The following is a 21,258-nucleotide window of genomic DNA, read 5'->3' on the forward strand; positions in this document are numbered from 1 at the left end:
GCACTCTCCCGCAGGCTATCTACACTGCGATCAAGGCCGGCCAACACCGCCAGGCGAGCCGGTCGAGCGGAACCAGGGCGCCACTCTCGGCACCCGTTCGCAATACCGAGACGCAGGGCGAACTGCAGCAATCCGCCACCCAGCTGAGCAACAACAACGCCATCCAGGAGCTAGCACCATGATCTACGCCAATCCCGGTCAGTCCGGTTCCGTCATCACCTTCGAACAGCGCTACGGCAACTACATCGGCGGTGAGTTCGTACCCCCGGTGAAGGGCCAGTATTTCGACAACGTCAGCCCGGTCAACGGCGAGGTGTTCTGCCAGATCCCGCGCTCCACCGCCGAGGACATCGACAAGGCGCTGGACGCCGCCCATGCCGCCGCCCCCGCCTGGGGCAAGACCTCTGCCACCGAGCGCAGCAACATCCTGCTCAAGATCGCCGACCGCATCGAGCAGAACCTGGAAATGCTGGCCGTGGCCGAGACCTGGGACAACGGCAAGGCGGTGCGCGAGACCCTCAACGCCGACCTGCCGCTGGCCGTCGACCACTTCCGCTATTTCGCCGGCTGTATCCGCGCCCAGGAGGGCACGGCGGCCGACATCGACGCCAACACCGTCTCCTATCACTTCCACGAGCCGCTGGGCGTGGTGGGGCAGATCATCCCGTGGAACTTCCCGCTGCTGATGGCGGTGTGGAAGCTGGCCCCGGCGCTGGCCGCCGGCAACTGCGTGGTGCTCAAGCCCGCCGAGCAGACCCCGGCTTCCGTGCTCGAGCTGATGAAGCTGGTCGGCGACCTGCTGCCGCCGGGCGTGGTCAACGTGGTCAACGGCTACGGCGCCGAGGCGGGGCAGGCGCTGGCCACCAGCAAGCGCATCGCCAAGATCGCCTTCACCGGCTCCACCCCGGTGGGTGCGCACATCCTCAAGTGCGCCGCCGACAACATCATTCCCTCCACCGTGGAGCTGGGCGGCAAGTCGCCCAACATCTACTTCGCCGACATCATGGATGCCGAGCCGGCATTCATCGAGAAGGCCGCCGAAGGTCTGGTGCTGGCCTTCTTCAACCAGGGCGAGGTGTGCACCTGCCCGTCGCGGGCGCTGATTCAGGAGAGCATCTACGACGCCTTCATGGCCAAGGTCATGGAGCGGGTGCAAAAGATCAAGCGTGGCAACCCGCTGGATACCGACGTCCAGGTCGGCGCCCAGGCCTCCCAGGAGCAGTTCGACAAGATCATGTCCTACATGGACATCGCCCGCGAGGAGGGCGCCGAGTTCCTCACCGGTGGCGACAAGGAGAGCTTCGACCCGGCCTACGACAAGGGCTACTACATCCAGCCGACCCTGCTCAAGGGCAACAACAAGATGCGCGTGTTCCAGGAGGAGATCTTCGGCCCGGTGGTGGCGGTGACCACCTTCAAGGACGAGGCCGAGGCGCTGGCCATCGCCAACGACACCGAGTTCGGCCTCGGCGCTGGCGTGTGGAGCCGCGACATCAACGTTGCCTTCCGCATGGGTCGCGGCATCCAGGCCGGCCGCGTGTGGACCAACTGCTACCACCAGTACCCGGCGCATGCCGCCTTCGGTGGCTACAAGAAGTCCGGCGTCGGTCGCGAGACCCACAAGGTGGCGCTGGAGCACTACCAGCAGACCAAGAACCTGCTGGTGAGCTACGACATCAATCCGCTCGGCTTCTTCTGAGCTGCTGAATCACCCTGCCGCCCGGCCCGGCCCGGCCCGGCCTGGCCGGGCGGCACTTCGGCCCCTGGCCAATCGCTCGAGACCCAGGCGATGCCGCCGAGAAGAAGGGGGGCGACTTGGCCAACTGAAACGAATGCTCTCTCGTCGCCAATCGCTGGCGGCTTTCAGGCGCGACCCAAGTCGCGCTTTTTTTCTTCGCTATCCTTCACCCCCAGAACATTGGCTTCATGCCGTCGGCGCTGGCGGAGATCCCACGCCACGGCGGCGGCCAACAGCACGAAGCCGCTCAGCTCCTGCGCCATGGAGTAATCGACGAACAAGGCATGGAGGATGAGCAGCGAACCGACAGCTCCCACCAGAGTGGGCCAGGGAGTACGGTGCCGACGCATGCCGGCAGCCACGCTGGCCAGGGTGACCAGCGCCAGGGTGGCAATGGCGCCGGCCCAGAGCCCTTCGTCGAGGGCCAGGTGAATGCCCAGCAGTGGCAGCAGGACGACCAGCGCCAGGGTGCCGTAGCAGCTCAGTAACGCCAAGATGAGCGCCAGCATCCCGAACAGGCCACGGCGATACCAAAGCCGTAGCCAGCGTCGCGGATCGAGCCGCCGACGCCAACGCTGGGTCCAGGCGGGACTCGTAGCACCGCGGCGCATGCCGATTTCGACCGAGTGAGCACCGAAGCTGGCGGCGATCTCGCGGGTCTGAGGGCTGGGGCTCAGGGCGAAGTAGTCATGGCTGTCGACCACGCTGATGTCTTCGAAACCGGCTTCCTCGAACAGTGCCAGCAGCTCCTCCTTCACCGTGGCACCCACCACACACTCGACCCACAGGCGCGGGTCCTCGTGACAATCCACCGACACCGGGCGATGGATCACCACATCGGCCAACTGTACGCGCCCGTGTGGCTTGAGTACGCGAAACATTTCCTTCACAGCGCGGCGCTTGTCCGGTACCAGGTTGAGGGCGCCGTTGCTGGTGATGCTGTCGATGCTGGCATCGGGCAGTGGCAGCTGTTCGGCGGAGCCCTGCACCACGGCGAGCCCCTCGATGCCGTGGCGTTCGGTGGCCTGCTGGAGCCGGCGCGTCATGGCCGCGGTCAGGTCAAGAGCAATGACCCGGCCCTGGGGGCCGGCCAACTGGCGCGCGATCAGCGCATCGCCGCCTGCTCCGGCACCGATGTCGAGCACCCGGTCACCGCGACGGATGGCCTCCGCGCGAAAGGGATAACCGACGCCGGCAAAGGCATCGCATATCTCGGAGGGCAGCGCAGCCAGACGCTCGGGCGGATAGCCGAGGCGCCGGCTGGCCTCGCTGCCGACGGGAAAATGAAAGGGGGAGGCAGGGGAATCCGCCACCGCCGTATACATCTCCTGCACCGCAGCCAGGATCTGCGGACGGGAGTAACCTAGGATAGCCACCATGAGGCGTTCTCCTCACGGGTCAGCGGGTGGTGTCGGACTCGTCGAAACGATCGAGCAGGGTCCGAATGCGCTGGTGCAGCCGTGGCGGGGCCTTTGCCGTACCAGTGGCCACTACCCTGGCCCGTAGTCGTCGTTCGAATTCGGCGCGTGTGAAACAGTCGCGGCAACGACTCAGGTGCCATTCGATATTGGCCGTCTGCCGCGGGTCGAGCTCCCGGTCGAGGTAGTCGAAGAGACGCTCGATGACTTCTTCGCAGCTCATGGCTTTCGGGGTCATCTCTGCGCTCCTCCGTCTCCCTGGCCGAACGTCATGCCTGCCTCCCTGGCTTGCTCCCACAGCGACTTCTGCAACTGGGAGCGCGCCCGGCTCAAGCGCGAGCGTACGGTACCGAGCGGGACACCGAGCAGGCTCGCGACTTCTTCATACGTATAGCCCTGCACCTCGACCAGCACAATCGTCACCCGATAGGCATCGGGCAGGGCATCCAGTGCCCGCTCCAGGTCCTCCTGCAGCAGGCCGTTGAAAAACTGCTCCTCGAGGCTGCCCCACCACAGCAGGAAAGGCTGATGCAGCTGCTGGAACAGCGTGAAGCTGGCGCTGTCGAGTTCGCTGGGCTCGGTGGTCTCGCCCGAGCAAGCCGGTGGACGGCAGCGCCGCTTGCGCCATTCGCTGATGAAGGTGTTGGTGAGGATATGGAACAGCCAGCCTTCGAAGCGCTGGGGATCGCGCAGACGATCGAGCTGCGTCCAGGCCTTGGCCACCGTCTCTGCCACGATATCCTCGGCGTCGGCGGGGTGGCGAGTGAGCCGCAGCGCCGTGCCGTAGAGGCGGTCCATCAGCGGTGCCAGGCGCTGCTCGAACCACTCCCGCCGGCTGGCGGTTTCGTCGAAACGCATGGTGGCCCCCGTGGCGTCCCGGTAACGGGCGCGTGGCTGCAACCGTGGATGGCAAAAGAGTGAACCTGCCAACGACATGGCGACACCTCTTCGAGCATGGTCCGCTCGCCCTCGCTGGGCAAGTGGCTGGGCATGGCAGGGACGCAGCAACGAGACTTTCGGTTCCCGTCGGGAACTCTTTGGCAGAGGGCTGCGTCCTGGCGCACACGGCACCGCTCGGTGTCGTCGTGAAGTCGAATGAGGAGGGAGCAAACATGACCATCACGGCACCACTTTCATCCACCGGCGTGGATCGGCAAGAACTCGAATCCCGGGTCAAGGCGATGTATCACGATGTGGCCGAATCGCCGCAGGGCGACTTCCATTTCGAGATGGGTCGAGCCCTTGCCGAAAGGCTGGGCTATGACCCGCGCGCGCTGGACCGCATCCCCGCCGCCGCCATCGAATCGTTTGCCGGCGTTGGCCATTTTCTCGATCTGGCCGCCATTCAGCCCGGCGAGACGGTGCTCGACCTGGGCAGCGGTTCCGGCATGGACAGCCTGTTGGCGGCACTGGCGACCGGGCCTGGCGGTAAGGTGCTGGGGCTCGACATGACTGCCGCGCAGCGCGACAAGGCCACGCGGCTGGCGCGCGAGGCGGGTTTCGGTCAGGTCACTTTCCATGACGGCTACATCGAGGCGCCGCCCTTTGCCGACGCCAGCGTCGATGTGGTGATCAGCAATGGCGTGATCAACCTGTCGGCCGACAAGCCGAAAGTCTTTGCCGAGGCGGCACGGGTCCTGCGGGCCGGCGGGCGGCTGGCGCTGGCCGACATCGTCACCGAATCGGCCCTGCCCGAGAGCGTCTCCTGCAATGCCACCCTGTGGGCCGCCTGCATCGGCGGTGCCCTGCAGCAGGACGACTATCGTGCGGCCATCGAGGCGGCGGGCCTCGTCATCGAAACCTGGCGCGAGCATCCCGAGTACCGTTTCCTGACCGACTCGGCGCAGAAAGCCAGCGGTACCTACGGGGTCAAGAGCATCTCGCTGCTAGCCGTCAAGCGCTGAGCACGAGGCCTTCACATCGCAGAGGAGTGACGCGACATGAAAACAATCATCACACCGATCGCACTGACCGTTGGGCTGGTTGCGGCCATCCCCATCGGTGCATTCGCCCAGGACGATGCCCTGCCGGCAGGGTTCGAGACCGAAGCGGTGCTGAAGACGACCGAAACCCGAGACGGCGATGCCATCGCTTGGCCCGACGGAGCGCCGGAGATCGTCTCCGTGATCGGCACCATCGAGCCTGGCGGCCGGACGCCACTGCACCAGCACCCGGTACCCGCCTACGTCTACGTTCTCGAGGGTGAGGTCGAGCTGCGCACCGAAGGCGGCGACCCGTACACCTACCGTACGGGAGAGGCCTACATCGAGGCGCTCAACCGGGATCATCAGCTCTTCAACGTGACCGATAGCGAGGCCAGGGTCCTGGTGGTGTTCGCCGCGGCCCAGGGCCAGCCCACCACGGTGGCAAGCGAATAACCCCCTAGGTGCGGTTGCGCGGAGTCAAGGCGACTTCGTACAACCGCACCGTCCGGTACAGAGCCGGCGTGACTCGTCGGGGATGGGGACGGTGCGCCTTGCGATGGCGAGGCAGCACGCTAGCATGGCGGGTAATCCCTCACAAGGAACTCGACCATGTGGCATCAGCAGGAACTGCGCCTGGCACCGCGTTCGCGCGGCTTTCATCTGATCACCGATGAGGTGACGGCAGCCGTCACCGAGTTGCGTAACGTGAGCGTAGGGCTGCTGCACCTGCAGCTATTGCATACCTCGGCCTCGCTGACGCTCAACGAGAACGCCGACCCCGACGTGCGCCACGACCTCGACGCCTTCCTGCGCGAGCGCATCCCGGGGGACCTGCCCTATTTCCGCCACACCCTGGAGGGGCCGGACGACATGCCCGCTCATGTCTGCTTCAGCCTGCTTGGCACCCAGCTTACCCTGGCGGTGCGCGATGGACGCCTGGCACTGGGCACCTGGCAGGGTATCTGGCTCGGCGAGCATCGTGACCACGGCGGGGCGCGGCGGCTGATTGCCACGCTACAGGGCGAGTAGCGGACCCATCAGCTAGCCATGGCGGCCAGCCAGCGCTCGGCCAGCCGCCGGGCCTGGGCCAGGTGACGCACGGCGGACAACTGGCCCGGCTGGCGCCTGACGCCGGCACGCCTGAGTTTGAGCACCATGCGCGCCGGCATGCCGATGAAGATCAGCCCCACCTGGCGCGCGCGCAGCTCCTCGGCCAGCGATTGCAGGGCGACGATGGCCGTGGCATCCAGGCTCGGCACGTCGCGCATGTCGAGCATCACCACGCGCACCTCTGGGTCCACCACCCGCAGCGACGACACGGCCTTTTCCGCGGCGCCGAAGAACAGCGGGCCGTTGACGTCGTAGAGTGCCACCTGGCGGGGCAGGTCGCGGCTCTCGTCGTCGCTGCCGGGTTCGAGGCGGCGGGCGTGGGTCAGGTGGGCCATGCGGCGGATGAACAGCGCTGCGGCAAGGCCGATGCCCACCGCCACCGCCAGTACCATGTCGAACACCACCGTGAGCAGGAAACAGATCACCAGGATCGCCACGTCGCTGCCCGGTGCGCTCTTCAGGGTGTGTACGAAGTGGCGCGCCTCGCTCATGTTCCAGGCGATGATGAACAGCAGGGCGGCAAGCGCGGTCATCGGTACCAGGGCGAGCACGCCGGCCAGCGCCACCACCGCCAGCAGCACCACCAGCGCATGAACCACTGCGGCCAGCGGTGAGAAGGCGCCGCTGCGAATGTTGGTGGCCGTACGGGCAAGCGCCGCGGTGGCGGTAATGCCGCCGAAGAAGGGTGCGGCGATGTTGCCGAGGCCCTGGCCGATCAACTCGGCGTTGGGGTCGTGGCGAGTGCGTGTCAGCCCGTCGGCCACCACCGCGCAGAGCAGCGACTCGATGGCCGCCAGCATGGCGATGGCCAGCGCCGGGCCGAGCAGCTCGCGAATCAGGACGAAGTCCACCGTGAGCGGAGCCCCGTCCGCACCCGGCAGGCGCCAGGGCAACAATAGCTCGGGAGCGAAGGGTGGAATGCCGCTGCCCGTCTGGCCCTGGTATTCCCAACTGAAGCGCGAGGCGATGGTCTCGATCTCGACGCCCAGCGGGGTGACGGCGAGTGCCGCCAGCGTGCCCACCGCCAGGCCGACCAGCGGCGCCGGCACCGGCAATTTCAACCGAGGCCACAGAACCAGCGTGGCCAGCGTGAGCAGCCCGATACCGAACTCGGCCGGGGCCAGCGTGGGCACGGCGCGGACGATCTCCGCCAGGTTGTGCAGCGTGCTGTCGCCGAGCGCGACGCCCTCGAGCCCGAGGAAGTCGGGCAGCTGCAGCAAGGCGATCACCACGGCGATGCCCGCCGTGAAGCCGAGCACCACCGGGTAGGGCACGAACTGGATCAGGTTGCCCAGCCGCGCCAGCCCGAGTGCCACCAGGATCAGCCCCGCCATCAGCGTGGCGATCAGCAGCCCACCGAGGCCATGGCTGGCGACGATGGGAAACAGGATCACCACGAAGGCGGCGGTGGGGCCGGAGATGTTGAAACGCGAGCCACCGGTGAGCGCGATGATGGCCCCCGCCACTATGGCGGTATACAGGCCGTGCTGGGGCGGCACGCCGGTAGCGATGGCCAGCGCCATGGAGAGTGGCACGGCGACGATACCGATGGTCAGGCCGGCGAGCAGGTCGCGCTTGAGTTCGGCCAGGCCATAGCCAAGGCGCCAGGCCGCAAGCAGGGCACTGCAGGGGAGGGGTGGCCGATAGCGGGGAGAGCGTCTTGAGCGAGACATGGCGGTACCGAACGCTGGGCAAGGTAACGGTAACGTTACTCCTGCATGTTGCGCTGCCACAAGCCGGCCAAGGTCGATAACGCATGAAAACGGCGGTACCCGGTGGGTACCGCCGTGGCAGGACAGGACCCGTCGATCAGATCGGATTGACAGCCTGCGGTGGTTCGCCCACTGCGCCTGGCATGGCCTGCACCTGTCCGTCCTCGTCGGCCAGGGCGAGGAAGTGCAGGTGGCGTTCGTACTCGGAGAGCACGTCGGCGATCACCTGGCCGCGGGTGTAGCCGTTGAGGTCCTGGCCGGTGCCGCCCTCGGCCAGATAGACGTCCAGTCGCACGTAGTAGTCGTCATCCACCGGCAGGAAGCTCGGCGTACGCATGCGGTGCGGACACACCTGATAGACGAAGCTCGCCGCATTCTCCAGATCCACCTGCAGGGTCAGGCAGGGTAGCGACTCACCCTCGAGCAACTCTTCGGTCACGTTGGCCTCCTGGCCACGGCTCTCCAGTTCCTGGGCGAACTGGGTCAGCGCCGGGCGAATGGCGTGCTCGATGGTAGCCTCGGCACCTGCACGGTTGGAGATGTCCAGAGCGCGGTCGAGGCGTTCGCGCCAGTCGCCGCCCGGTGCGGTGCCTGCGATGCGGCGGCGTGCCTCGGCCTTGCTGCCCTCCAGTTTGAGCGCCTTGTACATGCCGAGCATGATGGCAAATATCACCAGCGAGAAGGGCAGGGCGGTGATCACCACTGCGCTCTGCAGCGCCGCCAGGCCACCCGCCATCAACAGCGCCACGGTTACCAGGCCGATCATTGCCGACCAGAAGATGCGCAGCTTGATCGGGGCGTCATGGTTCACGTCCGACAGGATCGAGGTGAAGTTTGCCAATACCAGCGCACCGGAGTCCGCCGAGGTGATGAAGAACACGATGCCCAGCACGGTGACCACGGCCGCGGTGAGGCCGACCCAAGGATAGTATTCGAGCAGTGTGTACATGGTGGTCTGCGGTGTATTCAGAGCCTGTTCGCCGAGCTCGACGACTCCCTGGTTGGCCACCAATTCGATGCCGCTGTTACCGAATACCGACATCCACACCATCATGAACGCCAGCGGAATGCCGAGGGCGCCGGCGACGAACTGGCGGATGGTGCGTCCACGCGAGATGCGGGCCAGGAACAGTCCGACGAACGGCGTCCAGGCGATCCACCAGCCCCAGAAGAAGATCGTCCACCACATCTTCCACTCGTTGGCCTCGTCGCCAGCGAAGGCGTAGGTATCGAAGCTCTTGGAGACGAAGCTCGTGAAGTAGTCGCCAGCGTTGTTCACCGCCATGTCGAGCAGCTTCAGGGTATGGCCCTGGAACAGCACGAACAGCAGCAGCGCGAGCGCCAGCAGCATGTTGAACTCCGACAGCCGGCGAATGCCCTTCTCCACGCCGCTGACCACCGAAATGGTGGCGAGCACTACCACCAGCACGATCAGGATGACCTGCACCGACAGGCTCTCGGGCACGTCGAACATGTAGTTGAGCCCGTAGTTGAGCTGCATCACGCCGATGCCGAGGCTGGTGGCGATGCCGAACACGGTGGAGACCACGGCGGTGATGTCCACTGCGTTGCCGATGGGGCCATGGATGCGCTTGCCGAGCAGCGGGTAGAGCGCGCTGCGAATGGCCAGCGGCAGGCGATGGCGATAGCTGAAGTAGGCCAGCGCCATGCCCATCAGCACGTAGAGCCCCCAGCCGGAGAGCCCCCAGTGCATGAAGGTCTGGACCACGGCGGCGCGCATTGCTTCCTGGCTTTCTGGCGCGAGCTCCGGCGGCGCCAGGTAGTGGGCGACCGGCTCGGCGACGCTGAAGAACAGCAGGTCGATGCCGATACCGGCGGCGAACAGCATGGCCGCCCACGACAGCGTCGAGAATTCCGGTCGCGAGTGATCGGGGCCGAGGCGGATGCTGCCGAAGCGTGACATGCCGATGGCGATGACGAAGACCAGATAGGCCAGTACCGCCAGCATGTAGTACCAGCCGAAGGTTTCACTGACCCAGGCCAGGCCGGCATCGAAGAAGGCGCCGGCCTGCTCGGTGAAGGTCATGGTGAGGACGAGAAAGACCAGGATGCCGGCCACCGAACCGTGGAACACCACGGGATTGAGCCGGTCGCGCCGCTCGTTGGATAGGCTCTGCGTCATGCGGGAGAACTCCTTTCCGAGTGAATGCACCTTCCCGCCTGCTCCTTGCCGAGACGTGCTGAGGATTGTTCCTCACAATCGAAAGCACGCCGGAGGACTGCCCCATGTTTCAGACCTGACAAGACCGTCGACGACTGTCGAGGCCGAGAGAATCGCGTAGATGCCGCGGGGGTGGGTAACGGTGTCAGGGCTGACGACTTCAAGGCGGAAAGTCGCTCTTATTGTTGAATGAACGTTCAAATAAAATACGCGCTTTGCCCAAGGCCTTCAACCCTGCGTTAACAGATTCGGCTAGAGCGTTAATTGAACATAGGAAGCAGCGCTTGCGCCTGCGCTTACTCCAGCTATACCTGATGTAACCGACTGCGTCTCAGGGAAGGGTGAACGCTGCACCAAGCATCGGCAGGGAGGCTTCGGGATGACTGTGCGACCGGCCCGCGTCGGCTCGGCAGCCAGAAGTACAACGATAATAGTTTCCGGAGTATCTAATGGCTCAAGACAAGAACACGCCCGCGGTACAGGCCGAAGGGCAAACCGCCAGCAACAGCCAATCCACCAACAGCCAATCCACCGACACCTCGCGGCGCCGTTTCCTCACCGGTTCGGCAGCCGCGGTGGGTGCCGGTGCCGCGGCCGCGGTGGGCTTTCCCAGCATTGCCGTTGCCCAGACCACCACGCTGCGCTTCCAGAGTACCTGGCCCAACCAGGATATCTTCCACGAGTTTGCGGCCGACTACGTGCGCATCGTCAACGAGATGTCGGGCGGCCGCCTGCGACTGAACCTGCTACCGGCTGGCGCCGTTGTCGGGGCGCTGCAACTGCAGGACGCCGTCATTTCGGGGGCGCTCGACGGTGGCCACGGGGTGACGGCCTACTGGTACGGCAAGCACAAGGCTTTCTCGCTGTTCGGTACGCCGCCGCCCTTCGGCTGGGACGCGCACCAGTTCCTCGCCTGGTACTGGACCGGCGGCGGCATGGAACTCTACACGGAGCTGCTCGAGAGGCTCGAGTTGCCGCTGGTCGGCTATCTCACCGGACCGATGCCGACCCAGGCGCTGGGCTGGTTCAAGGAGCCGATTCGCAGCGCCGAGGACCTGCGCGGGCTCAAGTATCGCACCGTGGGGCTGGCCGCCGACCTGATGCGCGAGTTCGGTGCGGCGGTAACCATCATGGGCGGTGGCGACATCGTGCCGGCCATGGACCGCGGCCTGCTCGACGGCGCCGAGTTCAACAACCCCTCTTCGGATCGCCTGCTCGGTTTTCCCGATGTCAGCAAGACCTGGATGCTGCGCAGCTACCACCAGGACTGCGAATCCTTCGAGATCATCTTCAACAAGACCAAGCACGACAGCCTGCCCGAGGAGTTCCAGGCGATCCTGCAGTACGCCGCCAAGGCGGCCTCCTCCGAGATGTACTGGAAGGCCATGGAGCGCTATCCGCGCGATCTTCAGGCCATGCGCGAGCAGCAGGGGGTGCAGACCTACATCACGCCCGATTCGGTGCTACAGGCCCAGCTCGAGGCGTGGAATACGGTGATCGAGAACGAATCGCAGGACGAGTTCTTCAAGAAGGTGGTCGATCACCAGCGCGAATACTGCGAACGGGTAGTGGGCTATCACCTTGAGCACACCACGCCCAAGGAGCCGGCCTACGTGCACTTCTACGGTAAATCGCCCACCGACACCTCCACCATCCTGTGAGCCGTCGGGCCCTGCCGGGCCCGGCCAACCATATGGCCCCGGTGCAGGACGTTGCCGGGTTTCGTGTCCGTCCCTGCGCCGCCCTGGTGGGTGGCGCAGGGAGGTGAGAGGTGACCATGCGTTTCGTGTTCTTCATCGACCATCTCAGCACATGGGTGGGCAAGGCCTTCGCCTGGGCGATCCTGATCCTGACCTTCGTGGTGAGCTATGAGGTCTTCATGCGCTATGCCATGAGGTCGCCGACCACCTGGGCCTATGACACCAGCTACATGCTCTACGGCACGCTGTTCATGATGAGCGGGGCCTATGCGCTGGCCCACAACGCCCATGTACGCGCCGACGTGGTATCGCGCTACTTTCCCGCCCGTGTGCAGGCGGGCTTCGAGCTGGCGCTCTATCTGCTGTTCTTCTATCCCGGCATCCTGGCACTGGTGTGGAGCGGCTGGGACTTCTTTGCCGTCTCGTTCCGCCAGAACGAGCACAGCTCCTTCACACCCGGTGGGCCGCCGATCTGGCCCTACAAGTTCGTGATACCCGCTTGCGGCGCCTTCCTGGCGATCCAGGGCCTGGCCGAGGTGACCCGCTGCATCCTGTGTCTCAAGCACGGCAAGTGGCCGCGACGCCTGGAGGACGTCGAGGAGATAGAGATTCCCGTCAACAAGGAGGCCGAGATCAAGGCCGCCCAGCAAGAGCCAGGAGACAAGCAGCCATGAGCGAGCCGGAAATCGGAATCCTGATGCTGGGCATGCTGGTCATCCTGATCATGCTCGGCTTCCCCATCGCCTTCACGCTGATCGCCATGGGCATCGGCTTCGGCTATTTCGCCATCGGCGATATCATCTTCCCGCTGCTGGTGCAGCGTGCCTACGGCGTGATGTCCAACGACGTGCTGATCGCCGTGCCGCTGTTCCTGTTCATGGGCTATATGGTCGAACGGGCCAACATCCTCGATCGCCTGTTCGGCAGCCTGCAGCTCGCCGCGCGGGGCATGCCGGCCTCGCTGGCGGTGGCGAGCCTGATCACCTGCGCGCTGTTCGCCACCGCCACCGGCATCGTCGGGGCCGTGGTGACGCTGATGGGGTTGCTGGCGCTGCCGGCCATGCTCAATGCCGGCTACGACAAGCGCATGTCGAGCGGCGTGATCTGCGCCGGGGGCTGTCTTGGCATCCTGATCCCGCCGAGCATCATGCTGATCCTCTACGGGGCGATGGCGGGGGTCTCGGTGGTACGCCTGTATGCCGCGGCGCTGATCCCCGGGCTACTGTTAGCCGGGCTCTACATTCTCTACGTCATGGGGCGGGCGATGATCAATCCGAAGGTCGCGCCCAAGCTGTCGGCGGAGAAGCTAGACGTACCGCTCGGCGAAGTCTACTGGGGGCTGCTGACCTCGTTCGTGCCGCTGTTCGTGCTGATCATGTCGGTGCTCGGCGCTATCCTCTTCGGCCTGGCCACACCCCACGAGGCGGCCGGCATCGGCGCGCTGGGCGCCATGATACTGGCGGCGGCCTACCGTCAGTTGACCTGGCAGCGGCTCAAGGAGGCGGTGTTCCTCACCGCGCGTACCAGCGCCATGGTGTGCTGGCTGTTCGTCGGTTCGTGGATATTCTCTTCGGTGTTCTCGCTGCTCGACGGTCACTCGCTGATCGAGCACTGGATCAGCGGGCTGTCATTGACGCCGTTGCAGTTCCTGCTGCTCGCACAACTGATGATCTTCATCCTCGGCTGGCCGCTGGAGTGGACCGAGATCATCATCATCTTCGTACCGATCTTCCTGCCGCTATTGCACATGTTCGGCATCGATCCGCTGTTCTTCGGCGTGCTGGTAGCGCTCAACATCCAGACCTCGTTCCTTACGCCGCCCATGGCGATGTCGGCCTTCTACCTCAAGGGCATTGCGCCCAAAGGCATACAGCTGGGCGATATCTTCATCGGCATCGCTCCGTTCCTGCTGATGGTGTTCGTCGCCATGTTCATTCTCTACATGGTGCCGGGCATCGTGTTCTGGCTGCCGGGCGTGCTCTATAACTGAGCCCTCTGGCAACGGGAAACGCAGCGGGCCCGGCACTATGCCGGGCCCGCTGCGTTTCCGCCTTGGTGATCAATCTCAGTCACGCTGGCGTTCGCCATGATGCTTGCCGTGGCCCCTGTGGTGGCGGGGCTGCATGAAGGCTTCGATGGCGGCGATCTGCTCTTCGGTCAGCACCTCGCCGAGGGCCTCCCGATGCTCGTCGCGCAGCGACTGCCATGCCTCGCGGCGCTCTTCGCGTGAGTCGAACTCCTGGCCGCGCAGTTCCTGCATGTCGGCATACAGGGATTCGCGCAGTTCGGTCAGGCGCTCGCGCTCCTCGTCCGAGAGTTCCCAGCTATCGACCAGGGTGGTCAGGCGTTCCTGCATGACCTGGCGGCGATCTCCACCACGCTCGGCGTGGTGCTCCTGGCGCATCTCGCGCTTGGCCTCGCGCAGGGCTTCGCGCTGCTCTTCGTCGAGGATCTCGTCCATTCGCTCGCGGTGCTGCTCGTGCAGCTCGCGCAGGGCCTGCATGTGCTCGCCATGGGCTTCTTCCAGGGCGCTGCGGGTCTCCTCGTCGAGTCCGGCGCGCTCGAACAGTTCCTGGCGGCGCTCCTCGAAGCGCTCATGACGCTGCTCGTGCCAGCCGCCATCGCTCTTGGCGGGGGCGGCGACGGCTGCCAGCGACATGGGCGCGATGGCCATGGCGAGCAGGGAGGGAATCAGCAGGTTTCGGGTGGCGTTGAAACGCAGCATGGGGGCACTCCTTGGCTTGGGTTGATGCTTGCAGTGTCGTACAGCCCTGTGCAACCAACTTGCAGCAAACGTGAAAGAAGCAAGGTCACTCTTCAGGTTGGTACTTATAGCCCACTCCGTAAACCGAACGGATGATCTCGCGTTCGGGCCAGACCTCACTGATCTTGCGACGTAGTTTCTTGACGTGGCTGTCGACGGTGCGCTCGGAGACGATGCGATGATCGCGGTACATGCGATCCATCAGCTGGTCGCGGGTAAAGATGCGCCCGGGCGCCTGCATCATCACCTTGAGCAACTGGTACTCCACTGCGGTGAGCCCCAGATCCTGACCGTCGGCCAGCGCCCGCCAGCCCTCGTCGTCGAGCGCGAGCTGGCTGCCGCTGACCGAGGTGGGGTCGCGCAGTGCCTGGCTGCGGCGCAGCACCGCCTTGACTCGGGCCACCACCTCGCGCGGGCTGAACGGCTTGCAGATATAGTCGTCGGCGCCGAGCTCCAGGCCCAGCAGGCGGTCCACTTCTTCGACCCGTGCGGTGAGCATGATGATCGCCACATCAGGCCAGCGCTGACGAATCTCCCGGCACAGGGTGAGTCCGTCGATGCCGGGCAGCATCAGGTCGAGCAGCACCAGCGCCGGCAGTTGCTCGTCGACGTGCTGCTTCTGTAGCCAAGGCAGCACCTGGTCACCGTGGTCGATATGCCGGGTGGCGAAACCGCTGCCCTCCAGGTAGTCGGCAACCAGGCGCGCTATCTTGGGTTCGTCCTCGACGATCAGCAGGGTGTCGCGTGGGGCTTCGGTGTCGTGCATGGGCGCCTTTCCTCATGGGGTCCGTTCTTCGGCATCCAGGGCTGGAAACTCGATGGTCCAGCATAACCCACCCAAGGGGGAGGGGGAGGCCTGCATGGTGCCACCGTGGCTCTTGACCAGGGCGCTGGCAATGGAGAGCCCCAGGCCGCTACCGCCGCTGGCGCGGCTGCGTGAGCCTTCGACCCGGTAGAGTCGTTCGGTGAGTCGGCCAAGTGCGGCCTCGGGCACACCCGGCGGGCTGTCCTGCCAGATCACTCGTACCTGGCCCGGCTCCTGGACCAGACGGACCTCGAGCAGTCCCGGCGAAGTGGTATAGGCGCAGCTGTTGTCGAGCAGGTTGGTCCACAGCTGTCTCAGGCGCCTGTCATCGCCACGGATCCAGGCCGGCCCCTGGATCGAGGTGGAAAGGGCCATGCCGCAATCGTCGAGCCAGCCACTGGCCACTTCGAGGCGCGAGGTGAGGCTCGCCGCCAGGTCGAGCGGTGCGAGCTGTACCTCGAGTGCTCCGGCATCGCTCTGGGAGAGCAGGCGCAGGTCGGCCACCAGGCGTTCTAACTGGCCTACCTCCTGCGAGAGAGAGTGCAGGTTGTCCTGATTGAGCGGACGAATGCCATCCTGCATGGCCTCGATCTCGCCGCGCAATACCGCCAGCGGCGTGCGCAGCTCGTGGGCGATGTCGGAAACCCAACGATTGCGGGCCTCGCGGCTGGCCTCCAGGGTGGCGGCCAGCATGTTGAAGTCGCGCGCCAGGCGCGAGAGTTCGTCGCGGCCGCGTTCCGACAGACGGGTACTGTAATCGCCCTCGATCAGGCTGCGGGTGGCGAGTGCCATGCTGCGCGTGCGCTGCCCCAGCCACCAGGCCAGGCCGCCGGCCAGCAGCAGCGAGGCCAGGCCCAGGGCGGCGACGATGATGCCCAGGTTGCGCTGCTGGCGGGACAGGAAGATACGGTCCATACGCGCCATCAACTGCTGCGGCGGGCGGTAGCCGAGGGTGCCGACCCGTTGGCCCTGGTACTCGATGGGTAGCCAGTGCAGCTCGGCGGCCATTTCGCGATCGTCCGGGGGCAGGCCGATCACCGGCAGCCCCTCGGCATCATGCAGCACGAAGTCGCGGGCATCGCCCAGGCGACGCTCGATGCCGTGGGGCGGCCGCTCGCCGGGCCACAGCTGCTGGCGCACCAGCCGCTCCCAGGCCGGCGGCGAGTCGCGCAGCCACTGCCAGCCGTCGCGGCGCGCCCACTCCTGGCCCAACCCTTCGGCCAGGGTCTCGGCGCGGCTGGCCTGGGTGGTCTCGAGGTACTCGAGAAACCCGCGGTCGAGGCTGCGCGAGACCGACAGGAACACCAGCCCGGCGATCACCACGTTGACCGACAGGATGATGACGAACAGCTTGACGCCCAGGTGCGAGAAGGGCGGGCGGGGGAAGCGTGGCCTCATCGAGTCGGCTCCTGGGTAGGGTGGGCGTTGGTCAGGTGTCCCCATCGTTCACGCAGGCCTTCCAGCATCAGATACAAGCAGGGTACCAGCACCAGCAGGATCAGAGTGGCGAACAGCATGCCGAAGCCCAGCGAGATGGCCATGGGGATCATGAAGCGGGCCTGGCGCGAGGTCTCGAATATCATCGGCGCGAGCCCCAGGAAGGTGGTCATGGTGGTCATCAGGATCGGTCGCAGGCGACGGGTCGCCGCGGCGACGATCGCCTCGCGGGCGCCGAACCCTTCACGCCGCCGCCGGTTGGCATAGTCGATCAGCACCAGGGCGTCGTTGATCACCACGCCGGAGAGCGCCAGCATGCCCATCAGGCTGATGACCGAGAGACCGAAGCCCATGATCGCGTGGCCGGCCATGGCACCGATGATGCCGAAAGGTATCGCCGCCAGTACCAGCAGCGGCTGAAGATAGCTGCGAAACGGGATCGCCAGCAGGGCATACAGCGCGATCAGCGTCAGCCAGGTGGCCTGACTCAGCGCCGAAACGTTCTCGGCGGTTTCCTGCTGACGGCCGCCCAGGGTTAGCTCGAGCCCCGGCCAGGCGACCCGCAGGGCGGGGAAGACCTCCGCCTGCAGGGTAGTCACTACCTGGTTGATGCGGGCGTCGCTGTCGGTGTCGGCGGTGACGCTGATCTGGCGCCGGCCATCGAGCCGCTCCAGCGTGGTGGCGGCGCGGCCGAGATGGATCTCGGCGATCCGCGCGAGCGGTATCTCCAGGCCCTCCGGCGTGCGGATCGGCAACTGGTAGAGATGCCCCAGGCTGTCGCGCTCTTCGCTTGGCAGGCGTACTGCGACGCTGATCTCGTGGCGCCCGACGAACTGCTCGATGGCGGTGACGCCCTGCAGTGGGCCGCGCAGTTGGGCGGCGAGGTCGGCGCCGGTGAGTCCCAGCGCGCGGCCCTCCGGCGATAGCCGCAGTTCGAGCTGTGGCTTGCCGTCGGCCAGACCGCTGTCGATATCGGTCAGCCCGTCGAACTCGGCCAGCTCGTCGGCCAGCCGCGTGGCGGCGGCTTCCAGCGCGCGGCTGTCGGGGTGCGACAGGCGCAGGGTGAGCCCGGCACCGGCCCCCGGGCCGCCGAAATCCGACTCGAAGCGCACGGCTTGGGCACCGAGAATGTCGCCGGCTTCCTCGCGCCAGGCTCGTGCCACTCGCGAAGGGGGCCAGGCGTCGAGGCTTTCGCGGGCGAGGGTCAGGCGTACGGTCAGGCGGTCGCCGTCGATTTGGGCTCGGGTATTGGCGAAGCGCGGGCCGGCATCGCGTTCGGTGAGCGCCATGGCAGCGTCGAGCAGGTGGTCGCGAATCCGCCGATCATCGGCGATGGGGCTGCCTACCGGCAGGGTCACCGTGGCCTGGACCCGGTCTGACTCCACCCGTGGCATCAGCGAGAAGCCCATGCGGCCGCTCATGCTCCAGGCGATGGCCAGGGTGAGCACGGCAATGGCCAGGCTGACGGTGAGCAGGCGCAGGTCGAGGGCGCGCTGCAGGAAGGGCTCGAAGCGCTGCTGGGTAAAGTGGGCAAGGCCGCCCTGCAGGGTACGGCGCAGGCGATCCAGCGGCCTGAGCCAAGGGCTCGGCTCGCGGCCGCCGGCGCGATGGGCCAGATGCCCGGGCAGGATGAACAGTGCCTCCAGCCACGACACCACGAACACCGTGACCACCACCAGCGGGACGACGGCGAAGATCATGCCGAGGAAGCCCGGCAGGAACAGCAGCGGCAGGAAGGCGACGATATTGGAGAGAATGGCGAAGGTGATCGGCACCGCCATTTCGCGGGCGCCGCGTACCGCGGCCTCACGCAGCGAATGGCCCTGCTCGCGGTAACTGTGGATGTTCTCGCCGACCATGATGGCATCGTCGACCACGATGCCCAGCGCAATGATGAAGGCGAACATCGACATCATGTTTATCGATACCCCGAGCCAGGGCAGGAACAGCATGGCACCGAGGAAGGCGGTGGGAATGCCCAGCGTGACCCAGAACGCCAGGCGCGCTTCGAGGAACAGCGCCATCAGCACCAGCACCAGCGCCAGGCCCAGCCAGGCGTTCTTGAGTAGCAGGTCGAGACGGTCGCGATAGATCTCGGAGCTGTCCTGGGACACACTCAGGCTGACCCCTTCGGGCAGGCCGGCACGCAGCCGATCGAGCTGAGTCTGCACGGCGTCGGAGATGCCGATCGGGGTCTGGTTGCCGATCTGGTAGACCTCCAGGCTCAGCGCAGGCGCACCGTTGTAGAGCACCTCGCGGTCGCTTTCGGCGAAGCCGTCGACGACACGGGCGACATCGCCCAGGTGCAGCTGGCCGCCATCGGTGGTTCCTACCAATGGCAGCTCGGCGAACTCGCGTGCTTCGTCGCGCCGGCCCTGGTAGCGCACCAGCCACTCGCCTTCCGCCGTTGCCAGCCGGCCGCTGGCGAGATCAAGGGCCTCGTCGGCGATACGCGCGGCCAGGCCGCGGTGATCGAGGCCATGCCGATGCATGGCCTCGGCATCGAGCAGCACCTGGATCTCGCGCTCGCGACTGCCGGAAAGCTCGACACGCGAGATACCGGGAGCGGCCTGCAGCTCGGCGCGCAGCTCCTCGGCGACGTCGTGCAGCAGCCTCTCATCGGCCCAGCCGTGTACCTGCAGGCTCATGACGCTGCGCGAGCGGCCGGCCAGGCTGAAGCGCGGCGGGTCGGCGGCGGCAGGCAGGTTGGTGATGGCATTGATCGCCTGCTGAATGTCCTGGTAGGCGCGCATCACGTCGACGCCGTCGATCAGGCTCAGTGAAACACGTCCGGCACCCTCGTTGGCGGTGGCGGTCATCTCGTCGATACCGTCGACATCGGCCAGGGCCGCTTCCATGGGCAGCAGCAGGCTGCGCTCGACCTCCTCGGGCGTGGCGCCGGGATAGCCGATCGCTACGTGGACGATCTCCAGTTCGAACTCGGGAAAGACCTCTTTCTTGATCGCAAGCGATGCGAGCAGGCCGCCGGCAATCAGCAGCACCATCAGCAGGTTGGGGGCGACGCCGTGATGTACCATCCAGGCGATGGGGCCGCGGCGCATCATGAGCGGGGCACCTGTTGCTCACCGGCCGGGCGCTCGCGGTCGGCGATGCGTGGGCGCAGGCGCATGCCCTCGCGCGGCTGGCCGAGCTGGGAGGTCACCACCCGCTCGCCCTCCTCGAGGCCGGCGCCGACCAGGACGCGCGTCTCGCCGCGGTGCACCACCTCCACCGTACGTCGACGCAGTCGCTCCTCATCATCGAGCACCCAGAGCATGTCCCCGGGGCGCAGGGCAGCGGCAGGCAGGGCGAACAGGCCATCGCGGGGGCGAGCATCGAACTCCAGGCGCACCACGTCGCCCAGGCGCAGGGCCGGCGCGTCACTCTCCAATCCCAGCGGATCGTCCACCGCCACCAGCAGCTGAGCCTGGAGGCCCTGTTCTTCCAGTGTCGGCAGCATGGCGATCACCTCACCATGACGCGCTTCGCCGCCGGGCCAGGTGCGTGTCGACAGGCTCACCGAACTGCCCGGGCCTGCGTCGTCGGCGGCTTTCAGCCAGCCCAGCGCCTCGCCGGGCAGCGAGACGCGTATCCAGAAGCGCGAGACGTCGACTAGGTGGACGACCTCGGTGCCGTTGGCCACCATGCTGCCGGCACCCAGCAGCCTGGCCTGGACCATGCCACGCCAGGGTGCTGCGAGCGTGGCGCGCTCCAGCTCCAGCCGGGCCCGGTCGCGGGCGGCCCGGGCCCGCTCCACTTCCGCCTCGGCCTGACGCAGTTGCGGTTCACGCAATACCAGGGCACGGCGCTCGGCGGTCAGCTCGCGTCCAAAGCTGCGGTACTCGGACTCGGCACGCTGCTGCTCGCCGCGCTCCATGGCAAGCTGCGCCTCGGCCTGTGCCAGCGTGGCCTCGGCCTCGCGCAGGTTCAGGCGCAGGTCGGCATCGTCGAGCCGTACCAGGGGGCTGCCGGCTTCCACCACGCGGCCGGGCAGGGCCTCGGGCGTGAACTCGAGCAGTTCGCCGGCGACCCGGCTGGCGAGGCGTGCCTCGCGCTCGGCAACGACCCGACCGAAACCGTACAGCGCCGGGGCGGCCGCCTGACGCTGCGCCAGCACCGTGTCGACCAGGGCCGTCGGCGTTTCCACTGGCGCACGGCGTTCGATACGCGGTGGCTGCGAGACCAGCCACCATGCGCCGGCTGCCCCAGTGGCCAGCACCAGCACGGCGAGCAGCGCGCCGAGGGTGAAGCGGCCACGCTGGCGCACGTCTGCGCCGCGGAGAGTGGGCATGGAGAGAAGAGAGGAGGCTGGCATCGAGGGCTCGCGACGGACTGTGGGCCCAGGCAGCATCGCGCAAGGCGATGCAGCCAATGGTCACGAAACGTGCAAGCAGTGTGCAAGCGATGCCGGTCGGGGCTAGGATCCTGTCGGATTTGACCGAATCTCTCAGTAGATCAGCGTTAAGT

The 21,258-nt window shown here is 66.3% G+C and carries 17 protein-coding genes; 7 read left to right on the top strand and 10 right to left on the bottom strand.

What is annotated here, in order from left to right:
* Nucleotides 1-178: 178 nt before the first annotated feature.
* Nucleotides 179-1,699, top strand: a complete 1,521-nt coding sequence (exaC, locus tag ACUY1T_RS13435) for an acetaldehyde dehydrogenase ExaC (RefSeq protein ID WP_446023588.1) — start codon at nt 179-181, stop codon at nt 1,697-1,699.
* 164 nt (nt 1,700-1,863) lie between these two features.
* Here the strand turns inward: exaC and ACUY1T_RS13440 are convergent, their stop codons facing one another.
* Genes ACUY1T_RS13440 through ACUY1T_RS13450 form a run of 3 tightly spaced genes read right to left on the bottom strand, consistent with a single transcriptional unit; the run spans nt 1,864 to nt 4,014 of the window.
* On the bottom strand, nt 1,864-3,117 hold the full coding sequence (locus tag ACUY1T_RS13440; RefSeq protein ID WP_446023590.1) for a MerC family mercury resistance protein: 1,254 nt from the start codon (nt 3,115-3,117) through the stop codon (nt 1,864-1,866).
* A 19-nt stretch (nt 3,118-3,136) separates the two neighbouring features.
* Nucleotides 3,137-3,394 (bottom strand): anti-sigma factor family protein, encoded by a 258-nt coding sequence (locus tag ACUY1T_RS13445; protein ID WP_446023591.1) that lies wholly within the window; start codon nt 3,392-3,394, stop codon nt 3,137-3,139.
* Nucleotides 3,391-4,014 (bottom strand): sigma-70 family RNA polymerase sigma factor, encoded by a 624-nt coding sequence (locus ACUY1T_RS13450; RefSeq protein ID WP_446023593.1) that lies wholly within the window; start codon nt 4,012-4,014, stop codon nt 3,391-3,393. Before ACUY1T_RS13450 ends, ACUY1T_RS13445 begins: the two co-directional genes overlap by 4 nt.
* Before the next feature lie 254 nt (nt 4,015-4,268).
* Here ACUY1T_RS13450 and ACUY1T_RS13455 point away from each other — a divergent pair, with 254 nt between their 5' ends.
* The 3 genes from ACUY1T_RS13455 (at nt 4,269) to ACUY1T_RS13465 (ending at nt 6,110) form a co-directional block, all read left to right on the top strand.
* The gene (locus ACUY1T_RS13455; RefSeq protein ID WP_446023595.1) at nt 4,269-5,060 is read left to right on the top strand and encodes a methyltransferase domain-containing protein; all 792 of its coding nucleotides are present in this window, start codon (nt 4,269-4,271) and stop codon (nt 5,058-5,060) included.
* A gap of 36 nt (nt 5,061-5,096) precedes the next feature.
* On the top strand, nt 5,097-5,534 hold the full coding sequence (locus ACUY1T_RS13460) for a cupin domain-containing protein (RefSeq protein WP_446023597.1): 438 nt from the start codon (nt 5,097-5,099) through the stop codon (nt 5,532-5,534).
* A 156-nt stretch (nt 5,535-5,690) separates the two neighbouring features.
* Nucleotides 5,691-6,110 (top strand): secondary thiamine-phosphate synthase enzyme YjbQ, encoded by a 420-nt coding sequence (locus tag ACUY1T_RS13465; protein ID WP_446023599.1) that lies wholly within the window; start codon nt 5,691-5,693, stop codon nt 6,108-6,110.
* A gap of 8 nt (nt 6,111-6,118) precedes the next feature.
* Here ACUY1T_RS13465 and dauA read toward each other — a convergent pair whose 3' ends face one another.
* Nucleotides 6,119-7,864, bottom strand: coding sequence for a C4-dicarboxylic acid transporter DauA (gene dauA / locus ACUY1T_RS13470; RefSeq protein ID WP_446023601.1), 1,746 nt, complete (start codon nt 7,862-7,864; stop codon nt 6,119-6,121).
* Nucleotides 7,865-8,000: 136 nt separating this feature from the next.
* The gene (betT, locus tag ACUY1T_RS13475) at nt 8,001-10,046 is read right to left on the bottom strand and encodes a choline BCCT transporter BetT (RefSeq protein ID WP_446023603.1); all 2,046 of its coding nucleotides are present in this window, start codon (nt 10,044-10,046) and stop codon (nt 8,001-8,003) included.
* 488 nt (nt 10,047-10,534) lie between these two features.
* On the opposite strand from betT, the gene ACUY1T_RS13480 reads away from it, so the two are divergent.
* The 3 genes from ACUY1T_RS13480 to ACUY1T_RS13490 all read left to right on the top strand — a co-directional run bounded on the left by ACUY1T_RS13480 (nt 10,535) and on the right by ACUY1T_RS13490 (nt 13,775).
* On the top strand, nt 10,535-11,746 hold the full coding sequence (locus ACUY1T_RS13480; RefSeq protein WP_446023604.1) for a TRAP transporter substrate-binding protein: 1,212 nt from the start codon (nt 10,535-10,537) through the stop codon (nt 11,744-11,746).
* 116 nt (nt 11,747-11,862) lie between these two features.
* Nucleotides 11,863-12,459: a TRAP transporter small permease subunit gene (locus tag ACUY1T_RS13485; RefSeq protein ID WP_446023969.1), complete on the top strand. Its 597-nt coding sequence runs from the start codon at nt 11,863-11,865 to the stop codon at nt 12,457-12,459.
* The gene (locus ACUY1T_RS13490; protein WP_446023606.1) at nt 12,456-13,775 is read left to right on the top strand and encodes a TRAP transporter large permease; all 1,320 of its coding nucleotides are present in this window, start codon (nt 12,456-12,458) and stop codon (nt 13,773-13,775) included. Before ACUY1T_RS13485 ends, ACUY1T_RS13490 begins: the two co-directional genes overlap by 4 nt.
* 75 nt (nt 13,776-13,850) lie before the next feature.
* Here ACUY1T_RS13490 and ACUY1T_RS13495 read toward each other — a convergent pair whose 3' ends face one another.
* From ACUY1T_RS13495 to ACUY1T_RS13515, 5 genes are all read right to left on the bottom strand, one after another.
* Nucleotides 13,851-14,510 (bottom strand): hypothetical protein, encoded by a 660-nt coding sequence (locus ACUY1T_RS13495; RefSeq protein WP_446023608.1) that lies wholly within the window; start codon nt 14,508-14,510, stop codon nt 13,851-13,853.
* An 85-nt stretch (nt 14,511-14,595) separates the two neighbouring features.
* On the bottom strand, nt 14,596-15,315 hold the full coding sequence (locus ACUY1T_RS13500; RefSeq protein WP_446023610.1) for a response regulator: 720 nt from the start codon (nt 15,313-15,315) through the stop codon (nt 14,596-14,598).
* A 12-nt stretch (nt 15,316-15,327) separates the two neighbouring features.
* Nucleotides 15,328-16,752 (bottom strand): ATP-binding protein, encoded by a 1,425-nt coding sequence (locus ACUY1T_RS13505; protein WP_446023612.1) that lies wholly within the window; start codon nt 16,750-16,752, stop codon nt 15,328-15,330.
* Nucleotides 16,749-19,856: an efflux RND transporter permease subunit gene (locus ACUY1T_RS13510; protein ID WP_446023614.1), complete on the bottom strand. Its 3,108-nt coding sequence runs from the start codon at nt 19,854-19,856 to the stop codon at nt 16,749-16,751. Before ACUY1T_RS13510 ends, ACUY1T_RS13505 begins: the two co-directional genes overlap by 4 nt.
* Nucleotides 19,853-21,106: an efflux RND transporter periplasmic adaptor subunit gene (locus tag ACUY1T_RS13515; protein WP_446023616.1), complete on the bottom strand. Its 1,254-nt coding sequence runs from the start codon at nt 21,104-21,106 to the stop codon at nt 19,853-19,855. The genes ACUY1T_RS13510 and ACUY1T_RS13515 overlap by 4 nt, the downstream gene beginning before the upstream one ends.
* Between the last annotated feature and the right edge of the window lie 152 nt (nt 21,107-21,258).

The organism is Billgrantia sp. Q4P2 (assembly GCF_052806135.1).